Consider the following 25,716-nt stretch of genomic DNA (forward strand, 5'->3'; position numbering starts at 1 on the left):
ACCCCCACCTAACTTCTTGGCTTCCGCTGAATTTTGAGGCGGGGTCTTACTGCCCAGCAAATAGCGGGATAACATTCAAAAAAACCTTGCAGAAAAATTCTACAAGGTTTTTGTCTATACATACAAATTAATCAATATATTAAAATAAAAGAGTTTGTAATTCATCACAATAATATTAAATATAAGCTGCTTTAAAGGCTTGTTGGACAGCTTGTACTTCTAATGAGTCTTTACCATATAAGTTCGTTGCTACACGAATACAAGCTTCTTTTAATTCTTTAAAGTTAGAAGTCATATTTAATTCATCCGTATTTGCATAATAGAAAATATCAAACATTTTATCTTCTCCAATGCCATGTACGTTTACTCCATTATGGTTTCCACCACTAGCAATCAAGTAAGCTACTTTATTAATAATGCTAGAGTTCGTGTGTACACCACCATGATCGTGGTCAGCATCGATAGGTAAGTTATTATAATGTCTATAGTCCTCCGGATATCTAGAAGAGATAGATGATGGGTTTTTCATATCTCTAAAAATACGACCTGATTGTTCTCCCATTGTCCAATTGAACTTTCCGTTATTGGCATACTTTTCAACTGCTACTCCTAAAATATCAGATAGAGCCTCATTAATGGCACCAGCTTCTCCTGCGTACTCAAGTCCAGACTCATTTCTTGTAACCGCGTGTGTAAATTCATGTCCTGCCACATCAAATGCTCTAACAATTGGATCTCCGTATACTAGCATAGCTCCATTACTAAATGCATTAAACCACTGCTTAGGATTTCCTTTATTCGTACCATTTGTGTTCCAACCATGAACGACAGAAATTACTTTTTGCCCATTATTATCAAAGCTGTTACGGCCATATTTTTCTTGATAAAAATCATATACTTTCGTTGCTAAATAATGGGCACTAACTGCTTTAGGATCTGTAAAATTTGTAGAATTACTTGTTACTAAATCATCGAGATACCCCCATACATTTCTTCTATAATTATTATAATCTTTATAATTAGCAGTATATGTTTCAATTCCCTTACCACGAGAATAATCTGCCAGCATGTACGTTCCATCACTTCGCTGCGTAATTCCAAACGTACGATTAATACCTAAGTCATCTTTTCCTGTACCTGTTAATTTTGAAGGATCTTGTGATTTATTTGCTGTCACAGATTGGACAATACTACTATCTACTTGTATACCCAATTTTTGAACGAGTTCTTTTAATAGATTTCCACCAAAAGCATCAATTAATACTGTACCAGATACATATTCAGGTGTAGATGCACTAAAAGTAATTTGATATGCGTTTGTAGCTTTATTTGTATTTTCATCTACATATACCACTTGTTTAATTTCTGGTTCTTCAATAAATGTGAGATCATTTCCATAGATGTTGAAAAGCTGTTTCTTTGCATCCTCTTCTGATAAAGTAATAGGTTGTTTCAAATCTTCCTGTTGTTGTAGATCTTGGGCACTATCCCCCGAAACGCTCGTAAGTACACCATCATCATTAATATGTGCTGTTAGTTGATATCCGTATACATCACGTCCTTCATACGTTTGTTGAAGACGTACCAATGTAGTACCATCATAAGATTTACGACTTTGCGTAACATTATAATTAACTTTGGATTCCGTATTAACTTGCTTTGATGATAATGCTTGTTCTGTTTTTCCTTTTAGTGCATCCTTTGCTACATTTTCTGCCGAATTTTGAGAAGGTGCTGTTAAATTACCTGTTCGGAACGTATCTTCCTTTGTTTCCACTTTTAAATCTTCTGTTTCCGCATGTACTCCTCCAGAGGGCATAATCGCCGATAACACCACACCTGTAGTTAAACCTACCTTTACGAAATTATTCATACTCTTACTCCTTTATAATCTTATTATTAAGTTAAATAAATGTTATTTAGAATTGGAAACATAGATATTTCAAACTATCTATGTTTATCTACTGTTTATGAATTGTGATTCCTCATAATATAGATAGATTGCGTCGTTACTTTTAGATTCATTTCATTTCTCAAAAATTACTCATTATATAAGCTATCTTTATATTTATTTATATACGTTATTTTTTGTGGTTCTGATAACATATTTATCGCCATCCACACATTCTTTTTCATTTCTAATTTTTGCATTGGTATCTCTTTTAAAACTGGATTACCTATAATTTCTTCCATTTCTTCATCAATTCTTTGCATAAGATTTTCTTCTGGATTATTTTTCAAATAAGTATTTTTCAATCCCCATTTTGTCATTATAAATTCATTCGTTTTATTCATAGGATTAATAATAGTAGCTGTACTAGTTAATCGTTTTTTTATTTCATCATGATAGATTTTAATTCTATATCCTTCTTTTAGTGAAATGCTATCGTTTACTATCGTTACATTTGTTCCTTCCATTTCCTTCGTATAAATTTTTCTCCCTTATCATTAAACACCTCTATTGATGCGTATTTTTCATCTGTATAATAGCTATGAGGAGTTTTAGTAGTAACCGTAAAAACAGCTTGCTTTTGCTCTAAGTCTGTATTTAATTCGGCAAACTGGTCATCTCCTAATCCTAGGAATTGAATTGTTTGATTTACCAACTTACTCACTTTCATTTCGTTAACATCAATCGTTAGACTATTATCTTTTTCTTTTACATAGGCATAATACGAACTAAAATGGTACATACTATCCGTTTTCCCACCTGAAATTTCAACTGTATAAACTCCATTTGGTACGTCTTGTAAATTGATATCTGTTGTTTCAATTGTTTTCTCTTGAACAACTGTATTCCCTTCTTTTAATTTAATTTTTCCCCCTTTCAATGTATCTATTTCATTTGTATTTAAATGGATATGCAAATTCCCTTTTAGCCCAAGTGAAGCAATTTGCTGATTTGTAACTATTTCAAAGTTGGAGTTTATCGTAATATCAGAATCAACTAGAGCTCTCGCTTTAGCTAATTGTGATTCAGGCACTATATAGGCTAAAGACGTAACAGCCGGATAACCTTTCGCCCTATTTATCTCTACTTGTTTATTATTAAGCTTAAAGCCCCATCTTTCAAACACGGGTGTAAAATCAACTTGTCCATTCTCACTATAATACTGATTCATTAAATCCGGTAAAGAATGATCATCCTTTTTGAAAGCAGCATTGCTAGCTAGTTTTCGATAACCTTGATACATTTTTGCAAAAGCTTCATCACCAGCTTTTTGTTTCGCCATCGTTAAAAGAATAAGTTTTTGTCGTAAATCTAAATCATCATAATTTTTATTTTCTTTCATTAAAGCATTATATAAATTCCGTTCTACTTGTTCCTTTTTCCCGAAATTAAACAACCAACCAACTTGATCTGCTTTTTTTCCATATTTACTATATTGATATTGAGCACCGAATAGATTATTAGAAACTTCTCCTGTAAATATTCCTTGATTATCAAAACCAGCTTGGTATCCGTGAGCGATTTCATGTAAAGTTCCCCAACTTAGTTTATCTAACCACATTTTTGTACTATCTGAACTATTCGCTGTCCAATTTGTGCCATAATAGGCACCGCCAGCACCAGATATATCTGCTTTTAAAAAATAACGATTTTGACTTTTTTTATTTTCAACCGCTGAACCATCTAAACCAATAATTGAATCATACATCGCAAAAATATCTTCATAATACGCAATTAACTCATCCAATGATTGAAAATCTTTTAAAGACCTTACTATTTCTTTATCTTTTTTAGGTATAAATAATTGAAAACTCTCCCCTTGAAGTAACGCATACTCTCCATCAAATTGATCCCATGTACTAAAAAATTGAGATACACTTCCTTGTTGTTTATAAATGGGAAGAGGTTTAGTAGCACTTTCATTCCCTACTTGGTACTCAAGTACAGCGTGCTCTTCACCATACGGAGTATCTATGAAAGGAACTAAAGGCGTATCACCTTGAATGGTAATCCATTCATTTCCTACTTGTATGGATTTTTCATTTTTAGAGTCATTAGACAATAAACGTAATGTTAATTTGTCTTTAAAATTAGGATTCGTTTGTCTTACCTTTAATGGTGTATTTCTCTGCAAAATAAATCCTAAATCTTGTCGATCGTGATATTTACCCTTACTTATGCCCGCCTGAAATATCCAAGTAGGCTCTTCTAAACTAGTAATTTCTTTTACATTTATTCGTTCATCAGCATGTAAGTGTATATTTCCTATTAGGAAAAACATTGTATACATTATGCCTATAACAAGTAACCTTTTCATTTGCATATCTCCTTTTCTATTTTTTTATATACAAAATACAATAAAACAAATTCCTCCTTCCTCACTTATAATTATGGGCAGCAAGTTATTTATCAGTGTAATTATTATAGTTACATTAATTCATGATTATCAATCATTTAATGTATGTAATTTTGCATATATGAATATTTTGTGATAACTTCCGAAATATCGTATAATGATCAATATTTTTTTCATACATTATTCAATAAAAAAACACGAAGACCCTTAAGTCTTCATGTTTTTATACTTGTGATTGAATTAATTACTAAAATCTTTTTAATCGCGAAAAATCAATTATTTTTAGGCTGATAGCCGTACCTAAACTTTTACGATTTACTCATCCTTTTTGTTCTGTAATATTAAATTTTGAAACCAATTCCGTTAATTCTTCTACCTTTTCTTTCATTTTGTTGGATTGAATTGATATTTGTTCAATTGATACGACCTGTGATTGAATTGACTTTACTGTTTGAAGAGTCTCCTTCTTTACATCTGTTGCAGTTTCAGAAACTAGCGAAAGAGAAGCATTTACTTCTTCTGTACCAGCAGACATCTCTTCTGTCGCTGCGGATACTTCTTGAATTTGACCTGTAATTTTATCAATATCTCTCATAATAGACAAGAATGTTTGATTCGCTTTGTGAGCAGCTTCTTTTCCTTCTACTGCCTTTTGTTGTCCTTTTTGCATGACATTAACTGTATCTTGGGTATCTTTTTGAATGGATTTTATTAAATGATTAACTTCTTTTGCAGATTCTTTAGATTGCTCAGCCAAGTCTCGAACTTCTGCGGCAACCACTGCAAATCCTTTCCCATTCTCTCCAGCACGTGCCGCTTCAATAGCAGCATTTAAGGCAAGAAGGTTCGTTTGTTCGGCTATATTAGTAATTGCAGCGAGAGCTGTATCAATCTGTTGTGTACGTGTAACAAGTTTATTTATTACTTTTGATGTTTCCTCGACAACATCATGCACACTGTTCATTTGAAGAATAGAGTGATTTATCACTTCACTACCGATATTTATTCGTTCTGTAGTCGTTACTGCTACCTCAGCGACTACTGCTGAAGATTCAGCTACAGTTTGCACCCCAGTTGTAATTTCTTCCATTGAGGATGAGCTCTCCTGAATACTAGTTACTTGTCCTTCTATTTTTGTTTTTACTTCTAAAACAGTCTGTACAACCTCAGTTGAAATATTAGATGCTCGCTTTGTATCTTGTAATACGCCCTCTGTAGAAGAAATAACCTCTTGTGTTGTCATTTTAACATTCGCAATTAATTGTTGAAGGTTATCTAACATACTATTAAAAGACTGGACAATATGTCCTAACTCATTATTTGCTTTATAAGGAGTACGTGTTGTTAAATCTCCAGCTGCTACTTTTTCCATATCATTTTGTAGTAACGCAAGTGGTTTTCGGATAGTTAATTTAATAATATATCCAATGAATATAATTATTAAAATTGCTAAAATCGAAATACTAACAAACATTATCATTGTATTTTGAGCACCATTATTATTTTCCTTTTGTAAAAACTCTGCATTATTACTATTATATATAATCAATTCACGAATTGATTTAATTGATTTTTGCATATTAGGTTCAATCTCTTTTAAGTAATATGCATATGCTTCCTCATTATTAGATTTCCCTAATTCTTGCGCTTTCTTCATTTGAGTTCTTAATTCATTAAATGTTTCATGAAACGTGTTATATACTTCTTTTTCTTTAGTAGAAATAACTTTAGCCTCAAACTGCTTTAAAAGATGATCATTTTCCTTACGAATTCCATCCATTTCTCTTATTAATTCGTTCATTCTTTTTTCATCTTTTGATAACATTATTTCCATAAAGTTCATATTAACGTGATAAAAATTAGATTCTACAATCCCAATCCACTCAATTGGTAGTAAATTATCCTCATACATATTAGAGGAAGTATTTTTCCCTCTTTCTAATCCCCAAAACCCTATTAGGGATAATACTATACATGCAATACTTGATATAGTTATTAATATGTTTAGTTTTGTACCAACCTTACTGTTTCTTAATAATTCCAATTCCATATTCTCCATTCTAATATATAGTTTAAGTAATGTATTTTATAATAAGAATCCAAAAATTACGATGTTTATTTTGCGATATGCAATTTTGCATATCATCAACTACTAAATCAAAATAATCTAACATTGTAATTTTAGTTTTCCAAAAATTCATGATTATGAACACACCCCATTAAATCTTGAACTTCTCATCCAAAATATCCACAAATATTGTGGCACCAGGGGAACCCATCATTGATATATAAATTATACTTCCATACAAGACTAGCTTAAAAATATTTTTCTTATTGCTCATTTTTCTATTTTCTCTCTATTAGAAGTACTCCTAGTACATCACACTAATAAAAACGATAGTATTAAAAAAATAAGGAAAGACATAACACCCATGTCTTTCCTCTAAAATTGTAATACTCAATATGCTCTTAGCTCTATTTGATTTTCTAGTTAAATCCTTACATATCTTTCTTTATAATATCCCCTAACTCTGTCCAACTTGTAATACGCGGGATATTGAGATGTTGATTGTAAGAAGTAGTTTTTGCATACACTTTTATTGGCTTTCCTATTAACGTTTCTAAGACAGCTGGCTTATCATCAAAGAAATAGTTTAATTTTATTTCTTGTATGAAGTGTATTTTTTCTTCATCCCTCATTCCATAGAAAAAGCGATCTTCATGTACCGGAAACCCTTGTTCTATTAACCATTTTTTTGTTTGCTCTCCATGTTCTTTAGGTCGCGCCGTTATATAGTATATTTCATGCCCTTGTCTTTCTAATTCTTGTAAGGTCTCTATTGCATATGGAAACGGTGAACAAGAAGTATAATAAATCTCATCCAGCAAACTATTCCACATCTGACTGCCTTCCTCGGAAGTCATGCCAAATGCTTCATGAATTTCAATTGTTTTTAAAGTATGAAATACATCCAAACCTACTTTTTTGTTTAATTTTTTGTTATATAAATGAAAAGCATGCTGTCTTAAATCAATTAACGTATCATCGATATCAAATCCAAACTTCACTCTTCATCGCTCCTTTCTGTACTTCATTTATTGAAAAATATAAGTATTTTTTTATTCTCCTTATTCCTCTTCTTTGCGATATTTTGGATAGCCAATAAATCTATAATCTTTTCCAACCTGGGTAAAGGATATGTCCTTAAACTCAATCGCATCTTGCATTTTAGCAATACCAGCACCCTCTACAAAGCTAGGCGCCATTCTACCCCCAATAATTTTAGGTGCAATATATAAAATAAGTTTATCTATTAATTTATTTTCAATAAACGAAGCATTTACCTCTCCACCACCTTCAATAAGTAGGGAGGAGACTCCTTTTTGCCCTAAAACATCAAGCATTTCATGTAAGTTTATATGCTTTTCTCCGCTAGTAACAAATACTTTGACTCCTGCATTTTCTAATGCTTTCTTTTTTTCCGCTGCATGATTACTTGTTGTAAATATCCAGATAGGAGCTTCTCCATCTGTAACAACGTTAGCTTCCATCGGTATACGTAATGTTGAGTCCAATATAACTCGAATTGGATTTCTTCCATTTGGAATACGCGTTGTCAATGATGGATTATCCTTTTGTACAGTATTCGCTCCTACTAAAATAGCCGCATTTTCGTTTCGTATTTGGTGTACTTCCTGTCTTGCTTCTGTAGATGTAATCCACTTACTATCCGATAAAGAAGTAGCAATTTTCCCATCTAATGTAATTCCTGATTTAATCGTTACAAATGGACGCTTTGTCAAAATATATTTATTAAAGACCTCATTCATCTTTTTAGATTCTTCTTCACACACTCCCACAAGCACTTCAATACCGGCATCTTGTAGAATTTTAATTCCACGGCCAGAAACAAGTGGATTTGGATCAAGTGTAGCAACTACTACCCTCTTAATTCCTGCTTGTACAATTGCCTCTGCACAAGGGCCTGTTCTTCCATGATGAGAACAAGGTTCAAGAGTTACATAAATTGTACCACCACGGGCCTGTTCTCCCGCCATACGTATCGCATGTATTTCGGCATGTGGTTCTCCAGCCTTCATGTGTGCTCCAATCCCTACAATTCGATTATCATTTACAATTACAGATCCGACCAATGGATTAGGAGTGGTTTGTCCCTTCATAGCCTTGGCATTTTCTAATGCTAGCTTCATATACAATTCATGCTCAAGCATGTAAGTGTCCCCCCTCAAAATGTCCAGAACGCTGAACCTTCGTTTGCAAATATTTCTCATTAAACTCTGAGACATCACCCCATAACGGTTCACGACTTGTAACATTTAATCCAGCTTTTTGTAACGCTTCTAATTTTTTCGGATTGTTTGTAATAAGTTTTACAGGTTTTGAGCGTAGCGCTTTTAATACTTCAATTGTGTCATCGTAATTTCGAATATCATCTTCAAAACCTAGGTTCAGATTGGCTTCCACTGTATCTAACCCATTTTCTTGCAAGAGATACGTCATCGCTTTACTAAACAAGCCAATTCCTCTTCCTTCATGATTCGCTAAGTAAAATAAAGCACCTGAACCATGTTCTGTAATCATTTGTAAAGACTGCTTTAATTGGAATCCACAATCACAACGTTTACTACCAAAGATGTCACCAGTGTGACAAATACTATGCATACGAATTAGGGCATCTTCAGAATTCTTAAAATCACCATACACAAGCACACTAGATTGCTGCATATCAGCTAAATTAATAGATGAAAGCTTTTCAATAATTCCTTCTACACTATTTGTAACCTCACTACATTGCAACCAAGAATACCATTGGAAAACTTTAGTCTCCCCATATAAATTAATTGGCAATTTGATAGGACCTACTAAATAAATATCCTTTCCATCTTGATGTATAAATTGAATTTTATCTTCTAACATATGAATTGTATCTGTTGTAACCATTAGGTACCTCCTAGTATAGAGAATCTCTAAAAAATTCTCTTCCATTGTTATATTTTTTATTGTTTAACTTACACAGCGTAAGTGTTTTTACAGATGATATTCTTTTTTCTCTCAGCTTATATGCAATATGTATCATTACAACCTTGGCTATTTAAAGAAAAGAATTCCAGTTACATAAAACAACTTAGTTACTTTATGTAAGTGAGTATACATTCGTAATTAATTTACGTCAAGTAATTAATTATAAAAATATTTGTTACTAACTGTAAGATGTTATATAATTTATTTTAGGAGGTGAAGGAAAATGAATGATTCTACATTATGCCCTCGCTTTGAAAAAGGAATGAAATTTTTTAGTCAACGATGGACAGCACTGATTATTTATCAACTTTTCTCTGGATCTCAGCGCTTTTGTACACTTGAATCTTCTCTTCCTGTTAGCGGAAGATTACTTTCAGAAAGATTGAAGGAATTAGAACTAGAAGGAATTGTCGAACGTAAAGTCTTTCCTGAGACACCAGTTCGTATAGAATATTCTTTAACTCAAAAAGGATTTGCTTTAGAAGCTATTATTCGCGGAATAGAAGAATGGTCACAGGAATGGATAGAACTTGAGGAATAACATAAAAGCTTTTTCGTATATAGTTTTAAGTAATCAAATTACAGATACCTATTATTAAAACGCTAGTTTTTCAAGCATTTATGAAAAGCTAGCGTTTTTTAATGAATAAAATTAAATTTAAGAAATGAAACAAGATGATCAAACCGATCACCTTGTTCCTTTAAAGATTAAAATAGTGATTTTAACAACTTTTATTAATACATACTCGATTAACAGAAATAATAAATAGAATTTTTGTAACTAAACAGTTTTATTTTCGCAATACAGTTATCTTATCCCGCTATTTGCGGACAGTAAGACCACCACTGATTAAATTTCCATTTTATTGCATTTGAATATTACTTATGAAACTTCACACGCTCTTCAAGTGGTTGGAATTCTTTTTCTCCTGGTGCAGCCGTTGGATTACCAAATGGCATTTGCGCAATCAGTTTCCAATTAGCAGGAACATTCCATTCTGTTTTTACTTCATCATCAATTAATGGATTATAATGTTGTAAAGATGCCCCTAATCCCTCTGCTTCTAAACCTGTCCACACGACTAATTGGTGCATACCTGATGCTTGGTGTGACCAAATTGGGAAGTTTTCAGCATATGCAGCAAATTTTTCTTGAAGCGATTTAACGATAGCCTCATCTTCAAAGAATAGTACTGTTCCATAACCAGCTTTAAAAGAATCCATTTTTTGTTGCGTTCCTGAGAAATCTCCATCTCCAACTACTTTTCTTAATGTTTCAGTTGTAATATCCCATAATTTATCATGAGCTTCACCAAATAATACAACTAATCGCGCAGTTTGAGAATTGAAAGCTGATGGAGTATATTTCACAGCAAACTCCACAATTTCTTTAATTTTTTCATCCGATACTTGTACCTCTTTGTTAATTCCATAGTAAGTACGTCTTTCTTTCAGTGCAGTATAGAAATCTTTTGTCATAATTCATTTCCTCCTAAGTTTTAATATTCTTCAAAATGATACATTGCGAAGAGAATATGAGTTGAAATGAGTTCATTTTTGAACCATCGAACACCATAACACCAATTGCTAGTCATTCTGAATCTAAACCACTGCTTCTTGCTTCAGTTTACCTAAAAAAACTCTTATAGCATCATTGATACAATCTAGTGATCATTCGGTATTATTTTACCCATTCTCTATTCATGTATCCTGCTTGTTTCATATTTACACAAATATGAAAATAACCTTAAATTGCTGGTCAAAAAAGCCAGGTAGTATGAATAACACATTACCTGGCTTTTTACATTTTTAATTTACATTCAACTAAACATTACCAATGAATAGTAGTAAAAACTATACCCGTCACTTATTTAATAATTAACATCTCATAAGGATGTTGTTCCATAAATCTATTCTCCCAAGGAATCTCTAATGATGTCCAATTTGAACCACCGTCTACTGACTGATACACTCCTTTATTGCTAAACAGATAAAACGTTCCATCACTTGTTGCCTTTAATACTGGTATGATTGCCCCTTTAGGAGTTGGTAAACCTGCATTCATTTCTGCCCAAGGCTGATCTTTTTCTTTCTTATAAATAAATGATTCACAATTTCCATTATTGTAATCATGCGCTACGTGTGGATTTGAAGATGTCGCGATGATAATATTTTCTGGATCATTTGGGTTCACTGCCATTTGATATGCGTAATGATGCTTTAGCCCACTACACATATAGTTCCAAGTCTTACCTCCATCATTACTCTCCGCATACTCTTGACCTGGTTCTTTCAAGAATGAATCACCTAACACCCCGTATAAACGATTTGGGGCATTGCGATGTGATTTAAGAATGTGAATATCTTGAGGATAGTTCCCCTCTTTTTCCTCAGTCCATGTCTTACCTCCATCTACACTTTTAATTAATCCGCCTACCTCAATAGTCGTATAAATAGTTTCTGGATTATTAGCATCAATTTCAATATGTTTTACATGGTGTGTATATGTTCGTTGAGGAAAGAACCATGATGAATATGATGGCATTTGTCGATAATCTGTTAGCAGCTCAAAACTGTCTCCTCCATTTTTGGATACGAACATTGCACTCGGTTCAGTTCCTACATATACAATCCCGTTACCGTCATCCCCCTTCGCTGGAGATACAGAAACTGCTGTAATAGCTCTCATATGAATAGCATTAGCTGGGAACACTTCACCAAATGAAGGTAACGCACCAATTGCTTCCCATGAACTTCCTCCATCTTTACTTCTCCATAATCCCCTATCAAAAGTACCACAATACATTCTTTCTGGATCGTATGGATCTGAAGCTAACGCAACTGGATTCGCACCTACAAACTGCGATTGGACGCTCCATGTTGAGTCTTTTTTTTCTGCAATTACAAGTTCTCTATCAAACGCTAATATGAATTTTTCCATAACTAAAATCTCCTCGTTTCATAATATATCTGGTATTATTTGAATCTTTACCATTACAAGTTAAGAGGTGACATTTATGCGCTATAGCATATAAAAGGTAAATTTTATATGCTATATGTGATTAAAAACTTACATTATATAATTTGTTAACTTCACATCCGTATGATGAACAAGATGTCCTGTTAACTCATATAAGTCCATATGCCACCTCCAAATAAACCGCAATTTATATGCTATAGCATACATAATATAGAATGCATTATTTTATGTCAAACTTTAATACTGTTAATCAGTTCTTTAGCTCGCCTAAAGTAATTTAAAAGTCATAATATAAACAGAAACATTTTATTGAATAGAAATCAATGAAAAAATACACTTTTCCCGTAGAGGCAACTTTAGAGGACATTACTTAAACATATAAAGGATCATGTTCATTACCACAGACAAATAATAAAAAGGCAAAAACGAACAGAAATGTGTTCATTTTTGCCTTTTTTATTTAACGATTAAAATGTACGACTTCTGGAAAGGAAATCTGCATTAGCTCCTGTTACACCACTTTGTCCCCAGTTCCCTGGAATCATTTCGCGAATAAGAATTAGTACTTTATCCAAAGGTGCATGAGTATATTTAAATGTTACTTGTGTAAGTTCGTTTACCCACTTATCCTTTGTCTCTTGATCAAATGTATTCCATATATCAATCTTAATAATAGCCATTCCATCAACGTTACGACCTGGTGTATCGTAAGACTCTTTTGTCTCCCAATTGGACACCCTACTTTTCTCAGCAAAGGTAGCATCACTTGCTACAGCCCCAGCTTTCCCCCAGTTTTCTTTCTCAAGTTCCGTTATCAACACTTGAATTTTGTCAGGGACAATTTTTAATAGTTTTATTGTAAGTTCCGTTACATTATAAATGAATTCCTTCTTTTCTTCTGTTGACATGGTTGGCCAAGTATTTAGCTCAATTAATGGCATAGTATTGCCCCCTAAAATTAATTATCTATTCACTAGTTACAACTATTGGTTCAACTGATGTTTAACTGCTCTTACTACCAATTCGTGATCTTCTTCTGGTGGTAATCCTGAAACTGTTATCATTCCAATAACCCCTACGTTTTTTATTCTGATAGGAAAGCATCCACCAAACGCAGCATATTCCGAAGTATCTAAAAGATATTTTTCATTATATGAAATTCCAGTTATTTCACTTTGTATCTGCATATAATACGAGCTACGATCATGCAGGGAAACGACTCGTTTTTTACGCTCAATCCATTTCGTATTTTCCGCATTTGTCCCTGTCATCTTGAAATGAAATAATTGCACACCATTTTTCGTTATATCAACAGCAATCAATTTTCCCTCTCGCTTTGCTGTTTCAACGATAAATAAACCTAGTTGCAAGGCATCTTCATTTGTAAAAGAGGAAAATTGAAGTGTTTCCTCCTCTTTTACAATTTGTTTACTTATTTCATTCAAATTTGAAGTACTCATATCTTTAACCTCCATAATTGTTTTATGCCACACCGACATTTTTTCGAAATTATTAGGCCATATAGTACAACCTTTCAATCAATCTGATTCCAAATAAACTGCTGTAACATCGTTGGTAACTAGTACCGTAAAGCTTGTTTTCTTCTTACTGGTGCTATTATGAATGATATTCAAAGTTATAAAAAGTACGCACTTTAAAGTGCTATAGGTACTTTAAAGTACTATTCTACTTATCCCTATCTTACAGAGACTATTATGAAATATATTTAACATCTTAAAAATGTATGTACTAAAGAATAATATTTTTAATCACTAACTTTTTTGATCAGTCGTTATAATTCAATTTCATCAAAATTTTTATCAATTATTACACTATCCAACAATAGGAGGAAACAAAGATGGATGAAAATATATCCAAAAGCTGAAAAGCAGTTGAGTCCCTTGAGGAAATAGTTATAATTCACTACTTATAGAAATAGGCATACAAAAACGCCATCCTTTCCTATAATTCTACAGAAAGAATAGCGTATTTTTCAAAAATGAGTTCTTTTATTGAGAAACTTTGATTCTATATCATACATAAAAGGGCAATCAGTGCTAAAACAGCCGGAAGTCCTTGTTTCACAATAATTGATTTATTAGATGTGAAACCTCCGAAAATAGCTGCTATCACCACACAAATCACGAAAAATAATTGGATCATATAACCAATTGGATTGAGCCCAAGTACAAGTCCCCAAATGAGACCAGCCGCTAAAAATCCATTATATAAACCTTGGTTTGCAAACATAATGGCTACGTTTCGATCTCCTTCTAAATGCTTCGGTAATTTGAAAGCACGTTTCGCTACTTTTGAATCAATAAAAAACATTTCAAGGATCATGATAAACAAATGTTCTAATGCTACGATCCCGACTAAAATAGCTACGATTATTTCCACACTATTCTGCTCCCTACACTCTCTATTCTTTAATATTCTCTACATTTTTTTGCATCTGTAATAGAACATGAATAAGTATTTTGCGTTCTTCTCCACTGATATTTACGAACATTCCCTTCATGAAACGTTCCTTTTCTTTCTTGTCAAAATATTAATTGATATATCAATTAATGATACGTCAATTAATATACATCTCTCTTTTTATTTTTGCAAGTTTTTTTGCTCAATTGGTTTTATTTTGTTCCAGCAACTTTAAACCAATTCAAAACATCAGTTCGCATTTCTAGAAATCATAATTACTTTAAGTTCATTCTGACAATCATATTTAACTAAATATATAAAAGAATTGAGTTATATCTCCATCAATTTATAAAAATTAATTTTTTCTAAAAACAGATACTTTACGTTTTTTATAGTAATAAAAATCATTTTTTTTCAGAGGCAATCCATTTTGTTAGCCTGATGGGCATAAGATAGCACCCATATGGAGAACCAATTATCTTTCAAGAAAACGGCTTGAAATCTGGATTTGGTACAGGAGTTGCCTACTTCCGTAATCCAGATGGTACTAATTTAGAGCTAATTGCTCCAAAAGGGCCATTTAGACGTGACTAATTAAAATATATTAATACTGAAAAACCACCTTTATGAGAGGTGGTTTTTGTTGCTAATGGTCAAGATTAATATTGAGGTCTGATTGACACCTATTCCTTTTCCACATCTTTCATCATACCATCGAAAGAATAGTCTTATAGCTATTTCAAATATTTCGGCTGTACTATATTGCTAGCAAGCTAAAATTTCATGGTACTCCCCAAAAAAATCTGCTGAATCATAACCAAAAGTTCATTTTATCATTTCAAGGTAATTCGAAATTCTTAAGTTGTTGGGCACGGGGTACAGCTGAAAAACAGTGTATATTCATTAACTTCAAACTAATTTTGATGTAACAAAATTGTATTTATACTTTTTTAACAAATTCAGATTTTAATTTCATAGCTCCAAAACCATCAATTTTACAATCAATATCATGATCTCCATCAACTAATCGGATACTCTTTACTTTTGTACCAATTTTTACAACTGATGAAGTTCCTTTTACTTTAAGATCTTTAATTACTGTTACAGAATCACCATCGTTTAAAATATTTCCATTTGCATCTTTAATTACCTTTGTATCTTCACTATTTTCAGCTTCTAATTCTAAAGTCCACTCATGAGCACATTCTGGACAAACAAAAAGATTCCCATCTTCGTAAGTGTATTCTGAATTACATTTTGGACAATTTGGTAAATTAGACATATTTTTATTTCCTCCACTCGTTTTCGTGTATTCTATTAAATAAATATTATTTTTAATTTCCCTTTTCCGTTTAAATATACGGAAAATATTCTCTTCTTACTGTTTGATACTTATTTGTTGAATGTATAAAAAAAACTACTTGTTCACACCTTGTAAAAAATCTTCTCCACATTCTCCAAAGCAAACTTTCTTCTTCTCTATTTTTTAATAAAATGATGAAAAAGTAGATTAAATCAAACAAACTTTGTATGTGAAGTGAAATTTTTAAAAATCTAATGCATTTACTTTATTCTTTATTGTATTGATTTCCTGCGATTGCTTAGAAAGCCCTGTACACTCATGAAAAGCAAAATGCTTACACCCTATACATTTTTTTGTATTCAGATGTCCTAAAGCACAATTAATTGCTTCCCCGGTATGATCAAAAAAGTTTTCTTTCCCAATCTCAGCGTACAATCCATTCTTATCTAGATTGGCTTTTAGCTCTGATTGAATTCCAGAAATAAGAAGTACGCCACCTTGTTTTTTGAAGTGCTGAACAATATTCCTAAAGTAAGACTCTCCTGTGGTATCAATAAAAGGAACTTTTCCCATACGTAAAATTAAAACTTTAGGTTTATAATGAATAGTCGCTAAAATATTTTGTTCAAATGTTTGAGCAGCCCCAAAGAATAATGGGCCTTCTATTGTATAAATACTAATTTGTGGACAATCATGAGCTTTATTTACCACATGCGATAACAATTTTTCATTCTTTTTTGTATGATCAGGAAGCACTTTAGATATAACAAGCATATTACTCATACGTTTTGTAAACAAAATAACAGCTAAAATAAGACCGATCTCCACAGCTGTTGTTAAACTAGTAAATACAGTAAGTAAAAATGTTACTAGTAATACAAGGGAATCTCCTGTCTTCATTTTGAGTATGTGATAAAAATGTTTTTGTTCGCTCATATTCCAAGCTACCACCATTAAAATGGGAGCCATACTAGCAAGAGGAATATGTGAAGCATATGGAGCTAACAGTAAAAGTGTCAATAACACAAATCCCCCATGAATAATACCCGACATCGGAGATACAGCCCCACTCTTAATATTAGTCGCTGTACGAGCAATTGCTCCAGTCGCTGGAATTCCGCCAAATAACGGGGTAACAATATTTGCAATCCCCTGACCGACAAGCTCTTTGTTACTGTTGTGTTTACTATTTGTCATACCATCTGCCACGACAGCGGATAAAAGCGACTCAATTCCACCGAGCATCGCAATAACAAATGCAGGACCAATTAACTGTTTTATACGTTCTAATGTGATTTCTGGTATATCAAACTGAGGAAGTGTATTTGGAATCGTGCCATATGCTGTACCAATAGTAGGTACATGACCTGAGAAAAATACAGTTGCAATTACAGTTGAAATAACAACACCTACTAATGAACCAGGTACTTTTGGTAAAATCTTTGGTGTTATGAGTATAACAAAAAAGCAAATCAAAGCAGTTATAACACTATAAAAATTGGTAGTACTGATATGAGTGAAGAGTTCCTTCAAATTTGCTAGAAATTCCTCATGCTTTTTTATACCTGTTAAACCTAAAAAACTAGCAATTTGTCCCGTAAAGATAATAACAGCAATACCTGAAGTAAAACCAATTGTTACAGGACGTGGAATAAACTTAATTAAAGAGCCTAGTTTGAAGATTCCCATAAGACATAAAATAATTCCAGCTAACAAACCCGCGAGTAGTAAATTTTCGTATCCATAGGTAATTACAACTCCTAAAAGAATCGGAACAAAAGCACCTGTAGGTCCTCCAATTTGATACTTCGAACCACCAAACAGTGAAATGAGTATTCCAGCAATACAGGTTGTATAAATCCCATACTCTGGCTTAACACCAGAGGCTATAGCAAAAGACATAGCAAGTGGAATCGCAACAACTCCAACAATCATTCCTGAAAGAAGATCCTTTTGAAAATGTGCTAATGAATATCCTTCAAACCTTCCTGTAAATAACTTTCTCATTACAAACCCTTCTTTTCTATTTTTAATAGATCTGGATTACAAATGTATTTCTCGGTCCCTTATACAGAAAATTGTCCTTTTCACAAAAATAAAAAACACCCTAATATTTACTATATGTTTTACTTAAATGACACTCCAATTCACCTATATCTCCACCTTGTTGTACATAGGATTTCAATCTTTCTGCTAAACGTTCTCCGGCTCGACTATCTAGCTTCTTTGTATCAATAAACGATCTAATCCTTACCTTATCTGGAGTAATATCTCTACGAAACATTTGTCCTGGAATTTCACTCCAAAAACGATTCCATTCATCCAGTAATCCTATTTGATCAAATAAAAAACCTTGAATTCCACATAACCAAGCTGTACAAGCAGTATTTCTTTTTCGACATCCAACTCCATCTTGTAAATGTTGGCATGAAAAACAACAAGAATTTCCACTTTTTATACAAACTTCACAAACGTAATGAGCTCCTAATGAGCGAAATGTTTCAATTCCATGTTGGATGATATCTTCTTTCTTAACCTCAATACTCAACCTATCCCTCCTTAGCCATCATTTCACTTTCTGCTCCATCTAGCTCTTCTAACATTGAAATCGTATCGATTAAATGGTTGTTAAAAATCTTCCGTGCAACCACCAATAAATCCACAATAATAGGGTCTCGTAAAGAATATAAAACTCTTTTTCCATCTTTTCTACCAACAACAATGTTTTTTGAACGTAGTACACTTAATTGCTGAGAAATAGCTGAACCTTCCTTATTTAGAATATCTTGAATTTCGTTTACGCTTTTTTCACCTTCTGACAATAATTCTAAGATACCTATTCGCAAAGGGTGTGCTAAGGCTTTAAAGAAATCTGCTTTAAATTGTTGCATTTCGTTTCCCATTGAAATCCCTCCGTTACTTTTCCTCAATTTCAAAAGTATCATATACATCTTCAAATGTTTGAATATGTATATGATACTTTTAAAACCTCGAATTTTCAATACAAATTTTACAATATTAAATAAGCATCAAATAGAGAAATATACTATTCAAATTTAAGTTCAAAATTTATTATCCAAAATAAAAACGCCTAACATATTAGGGATATATAATACGTTAGGCGCTTGATATTTAAAATTTTTCGTTTTAGGTCTTGATAATATTGGATGAGTATATGACCAAAACGCTAGATGACTAATATGAATAAACTTATTTGTAAAATTAATTCCTTAGAATATTTTAAGAGCAAGTTTTGAAAAAAACTATTCAAAACTTGCTCCTTATTTTCTCAGATCCAACTATTTTGATACTAAAACCAACAGTAGTGAATTAGAATAATGACTTAATACTTGCTAAAACTGTAAGTACACCTACAATAATAACAAATACGTTACTCATTTTCCCTTTGTATTTAGCTAGTACTGGTACTTTTTGAATCGCATACATCGGTAATAGACATAAGATAGCAGCAACTAAAGGACCGCTTAGAGAATCAATAAGTCCAAGAATACTTGGATTTGTATAAGCAACAAACCAGCATGATAATACAACAAAAGTAAGGATTATTGTCTTAATTGTTTTTTCTTCAATATCTTTTCCACGTGATTTACCGAACTTAATAATCATGTCACGCATTACTTCGAATGCTCCTATATAATGGCCAAGGAAAGACTTTGTAATAGCCACAAAAGCAATAATTGGAGCTGCAATAGTGATTACAGGCGAATTAAGCTCATTAGCAAGATATGAAAGGATTGATAAGTTTTGTTCTTTTGCCATTTTTATATCATCTGGAGTCAAGCTCAATGCGCTACTCCAAACGAAGAACATAACAACAGCGAATGTCATGATATAACAAACCTTTTGTATTTGCGCACATTTAGCATCAGTGGCTTCGATTCCATACGTAGCTCTCTGTTTCACAACAAATGATGAAATCATAGGTGAATGATTAAATGAGAATACGATGATTGGTAGAATCATCAATATCGTCCCAAAATAGCCTGTTCCTGTTGAAGCAGTTGAAACAGCTGAAAAACTAAGCATTGACGTATTCCACTGTGGAATTAAAGATATTGCGATAAAAAGTAGAGAAACTATGAAAGGATACACTAGCATACTCATGATCTTTACAGTAATATCTTGACCAAAATTCAGTATAGCGATAAGACCAAGAACTAATACAAGTGATAAAATAGCCCTTGGAGGCTCTGGCATGTGCAATTGATGCACGATAAAACTACTTGCAGTATTTGTAAGCGCAACCGAATACATTAGTACGATTGTATAAATTGAACCGAAATATACGATGTTAAAAATGATACTCGCTTTATTTCCGAAATACTCTCTAATTGTACCTGTGATCCCCTCATCAGCAGAATTAGAAGCGTATATCATTTTAGCAAGCGCCCTATGTGAGTAGTACATAACTGGATATGCAAGTAATGTAATTAGTAGTAAAGATAATAAACCACCTGAACCTGCATTAATCGGTAAAAAGAGCACCCCTGCTCCAATTGCAGTTCCAAATAGACTGAGTGCCCATGTAGTATCCTGCTTATGCCACTTTTTCGGATCTGCATATTGCTCATTTTTTAGTGCGGTATTTTCAGCTTGAACTTCTATTTTCTTTGCAGTATTCCCGTTCATATAATAACTCCCCCTTGTATCTATTCCTACATCTCTCTTTGCATCTAACAAATATTCCCTTTTCGGAAAATGAATTCCTTACAAGTTGCCCCACATTGTATGTCCTTCATCATAATGAATCCAAATTGAAACATTCGCTAGTTAGCGTCCTAATATAATTGTTAGCGTTCACAAAAAAGTTTACTCAAAGTATCCGCTCTTTATATAAAGACCCCTTAAGAGAACAATATAGAATAGACTTCATAAATACGTTGCAACATTTCTAATAACAGTGTATTACTTTAATGGTTTCTCTTTTTTACTTTTAACAGTAATTTTAGCTAAACCGGCCTCTCTTCATTTGCGAGGCATTTCTTTCTCAATTCTATACATTACTTTCATAACTTCGGTAGCACTGATGATATTGCTTACACAAGCCACTGAAGCACATTACATACATTTCGCCTCTAATCACACACCTTTCTTACTAAGAATCGCATTTTTTATATTTTCTCCAGAGATAATAAAATTTCTCTCGACGCCCTCATTATAACGTGTATATTTATAAAATTAATATTTTTATATTTTCAGAAATATTAAAGCGGAATAATTTTATATGGATAATATTTTACAGTTAGCATGTAGCCATTGTTTTTATCGCGTAAAGCTGAATTAGTTAGTAAAAATATACAATTATACATTGTCTTTCTAGGTGACTCATTCTAAAAATACTTATATCCCCTTTTATCAAAAAAATTTATTTTAAACATAAAAGATATTCTAATAAATAATTAATGTAGGCAAAAAGAAAAGATTCACAAAATACAAAAACCAATTTTTAGGATATATATTATCAATATTGAATTCATATACACTTTTTTAAAAAAATACACTGAGCAAAAAACAAAAAAACTGCCCCATATGGACAGCTCATTTACATAATTATCGTTATCAAGGATTCACAAACAAATCACTTCAATGTCATCTTAATTCTAGTTTGTTCGACTCTTCTTCAGAGATATCTCTATGTTTGTAATGAATCGTTTTTAGATCATTTCCTTTTATGCGAAAAGTAATTGTGTCCTCTCCATAAGGCGGATTGTGTGCACCCTCAAAAGTTTGAATTTGAACAGTTACATAAAAAGTATAGTTTGTTGTATCTTTTTTTATTTCAAGTATTTTTTCAGAACCTCGATACCAAAGTTTTGGTTCCTTATAATAGTTTTCAACCTCTTTGCTTATCGGCTCCAATAAGAGCTCAATTACTACTTCTTTTAAAAGTTTTTTTGGTACAGGTATTCTGTTGATTTTCTTTCTTTTTACATCTATAATCCTCCAAAAATCCCCGCTCTTTTCAACGGTATAAAGAACATTCGTACCGTCCGCTTTCAAAAGATGAAAATAACCTTTATTTCCCTTAGTATATAATCGTGGCTCATTAATCCACTCACCTTCTGTTTGCACTATCCCTAAAAACAACTGAGTAAGTGGCGTTATCTTATAATCTAATTGGTTAAAGTCACCAAACGAATAAAGTTCATAACCGGTTAAATCTATGCTAAAATTTCTGTTTATATCATTTTCCTTTTTTACAATTGCTTGAGCAGAAATGCAGGGTAATAAAAAACTAAACAGACATATGACGCTAACCATTGTTAATCTTATTTTCATAACATCAATCCTCTCTTTTATTAAGATGCAACAAAAGAGAGGATATTATTGATTAGGGCATAGGCTAAAAAATTAAACTCCCCCATTAACTAGCTCGTTTATCGAGTTTAATTTTGAAGAAAGCTCGATAAACCATTCTTCATCCCCTGTTAATAATGCAAGATCTATAAGATAAAGGATTTGTTCCTTATTTATTACCTTTGATTCAGGGAGTTTGTTAACGTGTTTACTAAAGAGTAAAATCGCTTCGTTTATTGTGTACTGGCCGTCACGTTTCACAATACTAACTGTAACTATATCCTCTACATCATCAAGTGATACAATATAACCAACTATTAATTCACCTTCATTTGATATTCCACGAACCCAATCTCCTACTTTTAAAACATGATTATTATTTGACATCATACCGTTTCACCTTCCTATAAATATTTTTTGTGACGATAAAAAAGATATAAAAACAAATCATACTGTAATATTTTTCATTACATTTAAGTGTTAAGAACTCACGGCTATATAATAATTAAGCCGCTTAACGCTCTTGATTGATAAGGTCAACAACTTCTTTCATTGTATAATTCTTTAAGTATTCACCTAGATGTTCTTCAGCACCTAAGAAAATAGCGAAAAGAACTTTTCGCATGTTCGAACCTACAACACACTGATTGTTTGATTCCGGACACTTCGGCTGCAAAGCACCTTCAGAGGTTATCTGATAAATATGCCAAAGATTAATTTCATCTAAATCGCGAGCAAAAATAAAACCTCCACCAGTTCCCTCTTTTGATTGTATAAATTTATGTTTTTTTAACAAACTTAGCACTTTACGAATACGTACTGGATGTACACCTGCACTTTCTGAAATAGCATTACTTGTTGACATCCGGTCTGGCTGTAAAGCTAAATAAGTTAAACTGTGAATGGCCAAGGTAAAGTCGCTGTTCATGATTTTCCTCCTACGATTAAAAATATTGTTTCTCATATATTAACATACTGTAGCCATAAATATTACAGATTGGTTAGAACGTTAAAACATATAGAATACTTCTTACCATAAAAAAATTAATTCCTTTATATTCTATCCGGTCTCACCTATATCCGATAACTTCATTTAGCTTTTTAAGTTGAAAATAAAATTAAACACTCCACTGTTTCTTCACTTGTTCTTCTGCCAGTTGTTTAATTTTTGTCCAAATCGTATCTTTACTCACAATAACATTTGTTTGATAATTTCTATCATTATAATTAACTGTAACACATACTTCAATCATCTTCTGCTTCCTCCTTTCAAGAAAATTTTCCGTAAGAAATATTATTTTTTAATTAGCCAACTTTTGTAATTCAATGCTTAAAAATGTTCGGACGCTACGTGGTAAAAATTTGCGGATTTCTTCCTCATTAAAACCAATCTGCAATCTTTTTTCGTCCAGCATAATCGGGCGACGTAACATTAGTGGATGCTCAATTATTAATGTATAAAATTCATTAAGCGAGAGCTCCTCAATATTTATATTTAAGTCCTGAAAAGTTTTGGATCTAGTTGAAATAATTTCAGTAGCCCCCTCTTCAGTTAAACGAAGAATTGATTTAAGCTCATCAACTGTCATAGAATTTGATACGATGTTTTTTTCAATATAATCAATTTGATGCTCTTCAAGCCATGCTTTCGCTTTTCGGCATGAACCACAGCTTGCTGTTGTATATAGAATTACCATATTTAACTCACTCCTTTAATGTTATCAAACGTACATTTTAAATATCGGTTATTGAAATGTATTAAAAAAAATTACAGTTTAGAATCAAATACACATAATATTATTTTTTCGGGAATATTTCATTTATCTACATTTTACAGACGATAACAACTCACTTCTAAAAACTATACTGTAATTTTAAACTTTACAGTTCTATTAATCAAATGTTAAGTCTTGGATACATTCTATTGAACGTAACAAATCATTTTTTTATATGAATGTCCCCATAGTGTTACGCTAACCAATTCCCAATGTACTTTAAAGTACATTTTATTCATTTCTTGTTTACATGTGCTATTATGAAATATATTTAACATAATAAAAAGTACGCACTTTAAAGTGTTATAGGCACTAAAAAGTAATAATTTTGGCACGAAAACATATGTAACCCCAAAACGGAAATCTAAACTCATCAAAGGAGGTTTTTTTATGAAAACATACAATATTCCTGTAGAGGCGACTTTAGAAGTTATTGGCGGAAAGTGGAAAGTTGTTATCCTTTGTCATTTAAAAAAAGGAACAAAAAGAACGAGTGAATTAAAACGATTAATGCCTGGTATTACGCAAAAAATGTTAACACAACAATTACGGGAACTAGAAGAAGATGGTGTAATCCAAAGGAAAGTATATGACCAAGTACCACCGAAAGTAGAGTACTCTTTAACGGATTACGGTTCGTCTTTAGGAACTATACTCGATTCACTTTGTGCTTGGGGAGAAAATCATCTTGAAAAAAACGGGAACACATCCATGCTGATTACAGCCGATGAATAATAACTGTACGTGTAAATTATATTGAAGACATACAACAGATTGAGACAATATTTACCTCAACCTGTTTTTTATGACTCTTTATAACTTTTTTGCCGTAATGACTGTTTCAAACTCAAAGGTTTCCGGTAGATGATCTGCATAAGAATATTCAAAAGTTCGTCCATCCGTTAAGTAAGCTACTTGTTCAACTCGCATGAGGAAATCCTGATTTGTTAAATTCATAAACTGCTTTTCCCTATCATCTGGGCGAATTCCTTTAACTCTGACAACAGATGTCCCTACTTCAAAACCAAGTTTATTTTGAATATGTGAGTATATCGACTCCTCTAAAACAGAAGCCTCAACACCTGGGATAACCGAGATTGGCATCCATGTATGCTCCATAATCGTCGGAATGCTGTGAATGATGCGGAGGCGAATGATTTTATAGACGAAATCACCGATTGAAACTCCCAATTTCTCAGCAACTACTTCATCAGCACCAACAATCGCAAACTCTATAATTTTACTTTCTACCTCACTGCCGTAAACAGCTTTCGTACCTGTTAAAGTTTGAATCATTCGTGCCTTTTCCTGCTGACGCCAATCTTGCACCACTGTTCCACTTCCGCGCCGGCGGATGATGTAGCCGTCTCTTACTAACAGATCCAGCGCTTTTTTAATAGTAAGTGCTGAAACATCAAATTCTTCAGCAAGGACGGGGCTACTCGGAATTTTTTCATTGATTTTATATTCACCGTCTAAAATTTGCTGTTTAATCTTTTGATAAATGCCGAGGTATTTTACTTGTGTTGATCCGCTTGCCATTTCCATACCTCCTTTATACTGCATAC

Annotated in this window: 23 protein-coding genes and 2 pseudogenes; 3 read left to right on the plus strand and 22 right to left on the minus strand. The window is 32.6% G+C overall.

Features of this window, described 5'->3' with window-relative positions; genetic code table 11:
- Positions 1-175: 175 nt before the first annotated feature.
- From AC241_RS16490 to AC241_RS16515, 6 genes and pseudogenes are all read right to left on the minus strand, one after another.
- Entirely contained in the window at positions 176-1,873 is a 1,698-nt protein-coding gene (locus AC241_RS16490; protein WP_016080865.1) for a M4 family metallopeptidase, read from the minus strand.
- A 167-nt stretch (positions 1,874-2,040) separates the two neighbouring features.
- Positions 2,041-4,268: pseudogene (locus AC241_RS16495) on the minus strand (putative mucin/carbohydrate-binding domain-containing protein).
- A gap of 358 nt (positions 4,269-4,626) precedes the next feature.
- Positions 4,627-6,351 carry a methyl-accepting chemotaxis protein gene (locus AC241_RS16500; protein WP_050844327.1) on the minus strand — a complete coding sequence of 575 codons (1,725 nt, stop codon included), beginning with the start codon at positions 6,349-6,351 and terminating at the stop codon, positions 4,627-4,629.
- Positions 6,352-6,806: 455 nt separating this feature from the next.
- Complete coding sequence (locus tag AC241_RS16505; RefSeq protein WP_016080862.1) at positions 6,807-7,376, minus strand: 5' nucleotidase, NT5C type; 570 nt, start codon at positions 7,374-7,376, stop codon at positions 6,807-6,809.
- 60 nt (positions 7,377-7,436) lie between these two features.
- Complete coding sequence (gene ribD, locus AC241_RS16510) at positions 7,437-8,540, minus strand: bifunctional diaminohydroxyphosphoribosylaminopyrimidine deaminase/5-amino-6-(5-phosphoribosylamino)uracil reductase RibD (RefSeq protein ID WP_016080861.1); 1,104 nt, start codon at positions 8,538-8,540, stop codon at positions 7,437-7,439.
- Entirely contained in the window at positions 8,533-9,270 is a 738-nt protein-coding gene (locus AC241_RS16515) for a GTP cyclohydrolase II (protein ID WP_016080860.1), read from the minus strand. Before AC241_RS16515 ends, ribD begins: the two co-directional genes overlap by 8 nt.
- A 304-nt stretch (positions 9,271-9,574) precedes the next feature.
- Here AC241_RS16515 and AC241_RS16520 point away from each other — a divergent pair, with 304 nt between their 5' ends.
- Entirely contained in the window at positions 9,575-9,892 is a 318-nt protein-coding gene (locus AC241_RS16520) for a winged helix-turn-helix transcriptional regulator (RefSeq protein WP_001000104.1), read from the plus strand.
- A 338-nt stretch (positions 9,893-10,230) separates the two neighbouring features.
- Here the strand turns inward: AC241_RS16520 and AC241_RS16525 are convergent, their stop codons facing one another.
- From AC241_RS16525 to AC241_RS16545, 5 genes are all read right to left on the minus strand, one after another.
- On the minus strand, positions 10,231-10,830 hold the full coding sequence (locus AC241_RS16525; RefSeq protein WP_000158940.1) for a nitroreductase family protein: 600 nt from the start codon (positions 10,828-10,830) through the stop codon (positions 10,231-10,233).
- Positions 10,831-11,218: 388 nt separating this feature from the next.
- Positions 11,219-12,292, minus strand: a complete 1,074-nt coding sequence (locus AC241_RS16530) for a WD40/YVTN/BNR-like repeat-containing protein (RefSeq protein ID WP_043938930.1) — start codon at positions 12,290-12,292, stop codon at positions 11,219-11,221.
- A 506-nt stretch (positions 12,293-12,798) separates the two neighbouring features.
- Entirely contained in the window at positions 12,799-13,272 is a 474-nt protein-coding gene (locus AC241_RS16535; RefSeq protein ID WP_043938932.1) for a tautomerase family protein, read from the minus strand.
- A 42-nt stretch (positions 13,273-13,314) separates the two neighbouring features.
- Positions 13,315-13,830 carry a heme-degrading domain-containing protein gene (locus tag AC241_RS16540; RefSeq protein WP_155417067.1) on the minus strand — a complete coding sequence of 172 codons (516 nt, stop codon included), beginning with the start codon at positions 13,828-13,830 and terminating at the stop codon, positions 13,315-13,317.
- A gap of 529 nt (positions 13,831-14,359) precedes the next feature.
- Complete coding sequence (locus AC241_RS16545; RefSeq protein ID WP_043938934.1) at positions 14,360-14,731, minus strand: DUF1304 domain-containing protein; 372 nt, start codon at positions 14,729-14,731, stop codon at positions 14,360-14,362.
- A gap of 480 nt (positions 14,732-15,211) precedes the next feature.
- Between AC241_RS16545 and AC241_RS34355 the strand changes: the two are divergent.
- Positions 15,212-15,346, plus strand: a pseudogene (locus tag AC241_RS34355) (VOC family protein); the annotation flags it as partial.
- 346 nt (positions 15,347-15,692) lie between these two features.
- On the opposite strand, the gene AC241_RS16550 reads toward AC241_RS34355, so the two are convergent.
- The 10 genes from AC241_RS16550 to spxA all read right to left on the minus strand — a co-directional run bounded on the left by AC241_RS16550 (position 15,693) and on the right by spxA (position 24,070).
- A complete protein-coding gene (locus AC241_RS16550) occupies positions 15,693-16,034 on the minus strand; it encodes a zinc ribbon domain-containing protein YjdM (RefSeq protein ID WP_000067658.1) in 342 nt (113 codons plus the stop codon).
- Between the two features lie 264 nt (positions 16,035-16,298).
- Positions 16,299-18,062 (minus strand): SulP family inorganic anion transporter, encoded by a 1,764-nt coding sequence (locus tag AC241_RS16555; protein WP_050844331.1) that lies wholly within the window; start codon positions 18,060-18,062, stop codon positions 16,299-16,301.
- 100 nt (positions 18,063-18,162) lie between these two features.
- Entirely contained in the window at positions 18,163-18,603 is a 441-nt protein-coding gene (locus AC241_RS16560; protein WP_000021461.1) for a hypothetical protein, read from the minus strand.
- Position 18,604: 1 nt separating this feature from the next.
- The gene (locus AC241_RS16565; RefSeq protein ID WP_016080855.1) at positions 18,605-18,958 is read right to left on the minus strand and encodes an ArsR/SmtB family transcription factor; all 354 of its coding nucleotides are present in this window, start codon (positions 18,956-18,958) and stop codon (positions 18,605-18,607) included.
- A gap of 427 nt (positions 18,959-19,385) precedes the next feature.
- Positions 19,386-20,705, minus strand: a complete 1,320-nt coding sequence (locus tag AC241_RS16570) for an aromatic amino acid transport family protein (protein ID WP_016080854.1) — start codon at positions 20,703-20,705, stop codon at positions 19,386-19,388.
- Positions 20,706-21,665: 960 nt separating this feature from the next.
- Complete coding sequence (locus AC241_RS16575; protein WP_043938896.1) at positions 21,666-22,355, minus strand: DUF3888 domain-containing protein; 690 nt, start codon at positions 22,353-22,355, stop codon at positions 21,666-21,668.
- A 72-nt stretch (positions 22,356-22,427) separates the two neighbouring features.
- A complete protein-coding gene (locus tag AC241_RS16580; protein ID WP_000987464.1) occupies positions 22,428-22,763 on the minus strand; it encodes an IDEAL domain-containing protein in 336 nt (111 codons plus the stop codon).
- 124 nt (positions 22,764-22,887) lie between these two features.
- The gene (gene saiR / locus AC241_RS16585) at positions 22,888-23,301 is read right to left on the minus strand and encodes an Rrf2-family transcriptional regulator SaiR (RefSeq protein ID WP_001083465.1); all 414 of its coding nucleotides are present in this window, start codon (positions 23,299-23,301) and stop codon (positions 22,888-22,890) included.
- A 190-nt stretch (positions 23,302-23,491) separates the two neighbouring features.
- Positions 23,492-23,626 (minus strand): BA3454 family stress response protein, encoded by a 135-nt coding sequence (locus AC241_RS16590; protein WP_000573532.1) that lies wholly within the window; start codon positions 23,624-23,626, stop codon positions 23,492-23,494.
- 48 nt (positions 23,627-23,674) lie between these two features.
- Positions 23,675-24,070 (minus strand): transcriptional regulator SpxA, encoded by a 396-nt coding sequence (gene spxA, locus AC241_RS16595; RefSeq protein WP_016080851.1) that lies wholly within the window; start codon positions 24,068-24,070, stop codon positions 23,675-23,677.
- 468 nt (positions 24,071-24,538) lie between these two features.
- On the opposite strand from spxA, the gene AC241_RS16600 reads away from it, so the two are divergent.
- Entirely contained in the window at positions 24,539-24,883 is a 345-nt protein-coding gene (locus AC241_RS16600) for a winged helix-turn-helix transcriptional regulator (RefSeq protein ID WP_016080850.1), read from the plus strand.
- Between the two features lie 78 nt (positions 24,884-24,961).
- On the opposite strand, the gene AC241_RS16605 is transcribed toward AC241_RS16600, so the two are convergent.
- A complete protein-coding gene (locus AC241_RS16605) occupies positions 24,962-25,690 on the minus strand; it encodes a GntR family transcriptional regulator (protein WP_016080849.1) in 729 nt (242 codons plus the stop codon).
- Between the last annotated feature and the right edge of the window lie 26 nt (positions 25,691-25,716).

Origin of the sequence: Bacillus thuringiensis (genome assembly GCF_001182785.1) — a bacterium.
GTDB classification, from domain to species: domain Bacteria; phylum Bacillota; class Bacilli; order Bacillales; family Bacillaceae_G; genus Bacillus_A; species Bacillus_A thuringiensis_S.

Excerpts from the sequence above, each read along its gene's own strand:
- AC241_RS16490 (WP_016080865.1), bottom strand. The coding sequence starts at position 1,873 with ATGAATAATTTCGTAAAGGTAGGTTTAACTACAGGTGTGGTGTTATCG.
- ribD (WP_016080861.1), bottom strand. The coding sequence starts at position 8,540 with ATGCTTGAGCATGAATTGTATATGAAGCTAGCATTAGAAAATGCCAAG.
- AC241_RS16515 (WP_016080860.1), bottom strand. The coding sequence starts at position 9,270 with ATGGTTACAACAGATACAATTCATATGTTAGAAGATAAAATTCAATTT.
- AC241_RS16520 (WP_001000104.1), top strand. The coding sequence starts at position 9,575 with ATGAATGATTCTACATTATGCCCTCGCTTTGAAAAAGGAATGAAATTT.
- AC241_RS16525 (WP_000158940.1), bottom strand. The coding sequence starts at position 10,830 with ATGACAAAAGATTTCTATACTGCACTGAAAGAAAGACGTACTTACTAT.
- AC241_RS16530 (WP_043938930.1), bottom strand. The coding sequence starts at position 12,292 with ATGGAAAAATTCATATTAGCGTTTGATAGAGAACTTGTAATTGCAGAA.
- AC241_RS16535 (WP_043938932.1), bottom strand. The coding sequence starts at position 13,272 with ATGCCATTAATTGAGCTAAATACTTGGCCAACCATGTCAACAGAAGAA.
- AC241_RS16540 (WP_155417067.1), bottom strand. The coding sequence starts at position 13,830 with ATGTCGGTGTGGCATAAAACAATTATGGAGGTTAAAGATATGAGTACT.
- AC241_RS16550 (WP_000067658.1), bottom strand. The coding sequence starts at position 16,034 with ATGTCTAATTTACCAAATTGTCCAAAATGTAATTCAGAATACACTTAC.
- AC241_RS16555 (WP_050844331.1), bottom strand. The coding sequence starts at position 18,062 with ATGAGAAAGTTATTTACAGGAAGGTTTGAAGGATATTCATTAGCACAT.
- AC241_RS16565 (WP_016080855.1), bottom strand. The coding sequence starts at position 18,958 with ATGGGAAACGAAATGCAACAATTTAAAGCAGATTTCTTTAAAGCCTTA.
- AC241_RS16570 (WP_016080854.1), bottom strand. The coding sequence starts at position 20,705 with ATGAACGGGAATACTGCAAAGAAAATAGAAGTTCAAGCTGAAAATACC.
- AC241_RS16575 (WP_043938896.1), bottom strand. The coding sequence starts at position 22,355 with ATGAAAATAAGATTAACAATGGTTAGCGTCATATGTCTGTTTAGTTTT.
- AC241_RS16580 (WP_000987464.1), bottom strand. The coding sequence starts at position 22,763 with ATGATGTCAAATAATAATCATGTTTTAAAAGTAGGAGATTGGGTTCGT.
- saiR (WP_001083465.1), bottom strand. The coding sequence starts at position 23,301 with ATGAACAGCGACTTTACCTTGGCCATTCACAGTTTAACTTATTTAGCT.
- AC241_RS16590 (WP_000573532.1), bottom strand. The coding sequence starts at position 23,626 with ATGATTGAAGTATGTGTTACAGTTAATTATAATGATAGAAATTATCAA.
- spxA (WP_016080851.1), bottom strand. The coding sequence starts at position 24,070 with ATGGTAATTCTATATACAACAGCAAGCTGTGGTTCATGCCGAAAAGCG.
- AC241_RS16600 (WP_016080850.1), top strand. The coding sequence starts at position 24,539 with ATGAAAACATACAATATTCCTGTAGAGGCGACTTTAGAAGTTATTGGC.
- AC241_RS16605 (WP_016080849.1), bottom strand. The coding sequence starts at position 25,690 with ATGGCAAGCGGATCAACACAAGTAAAATACCTCGGCATTTATCAAAAG.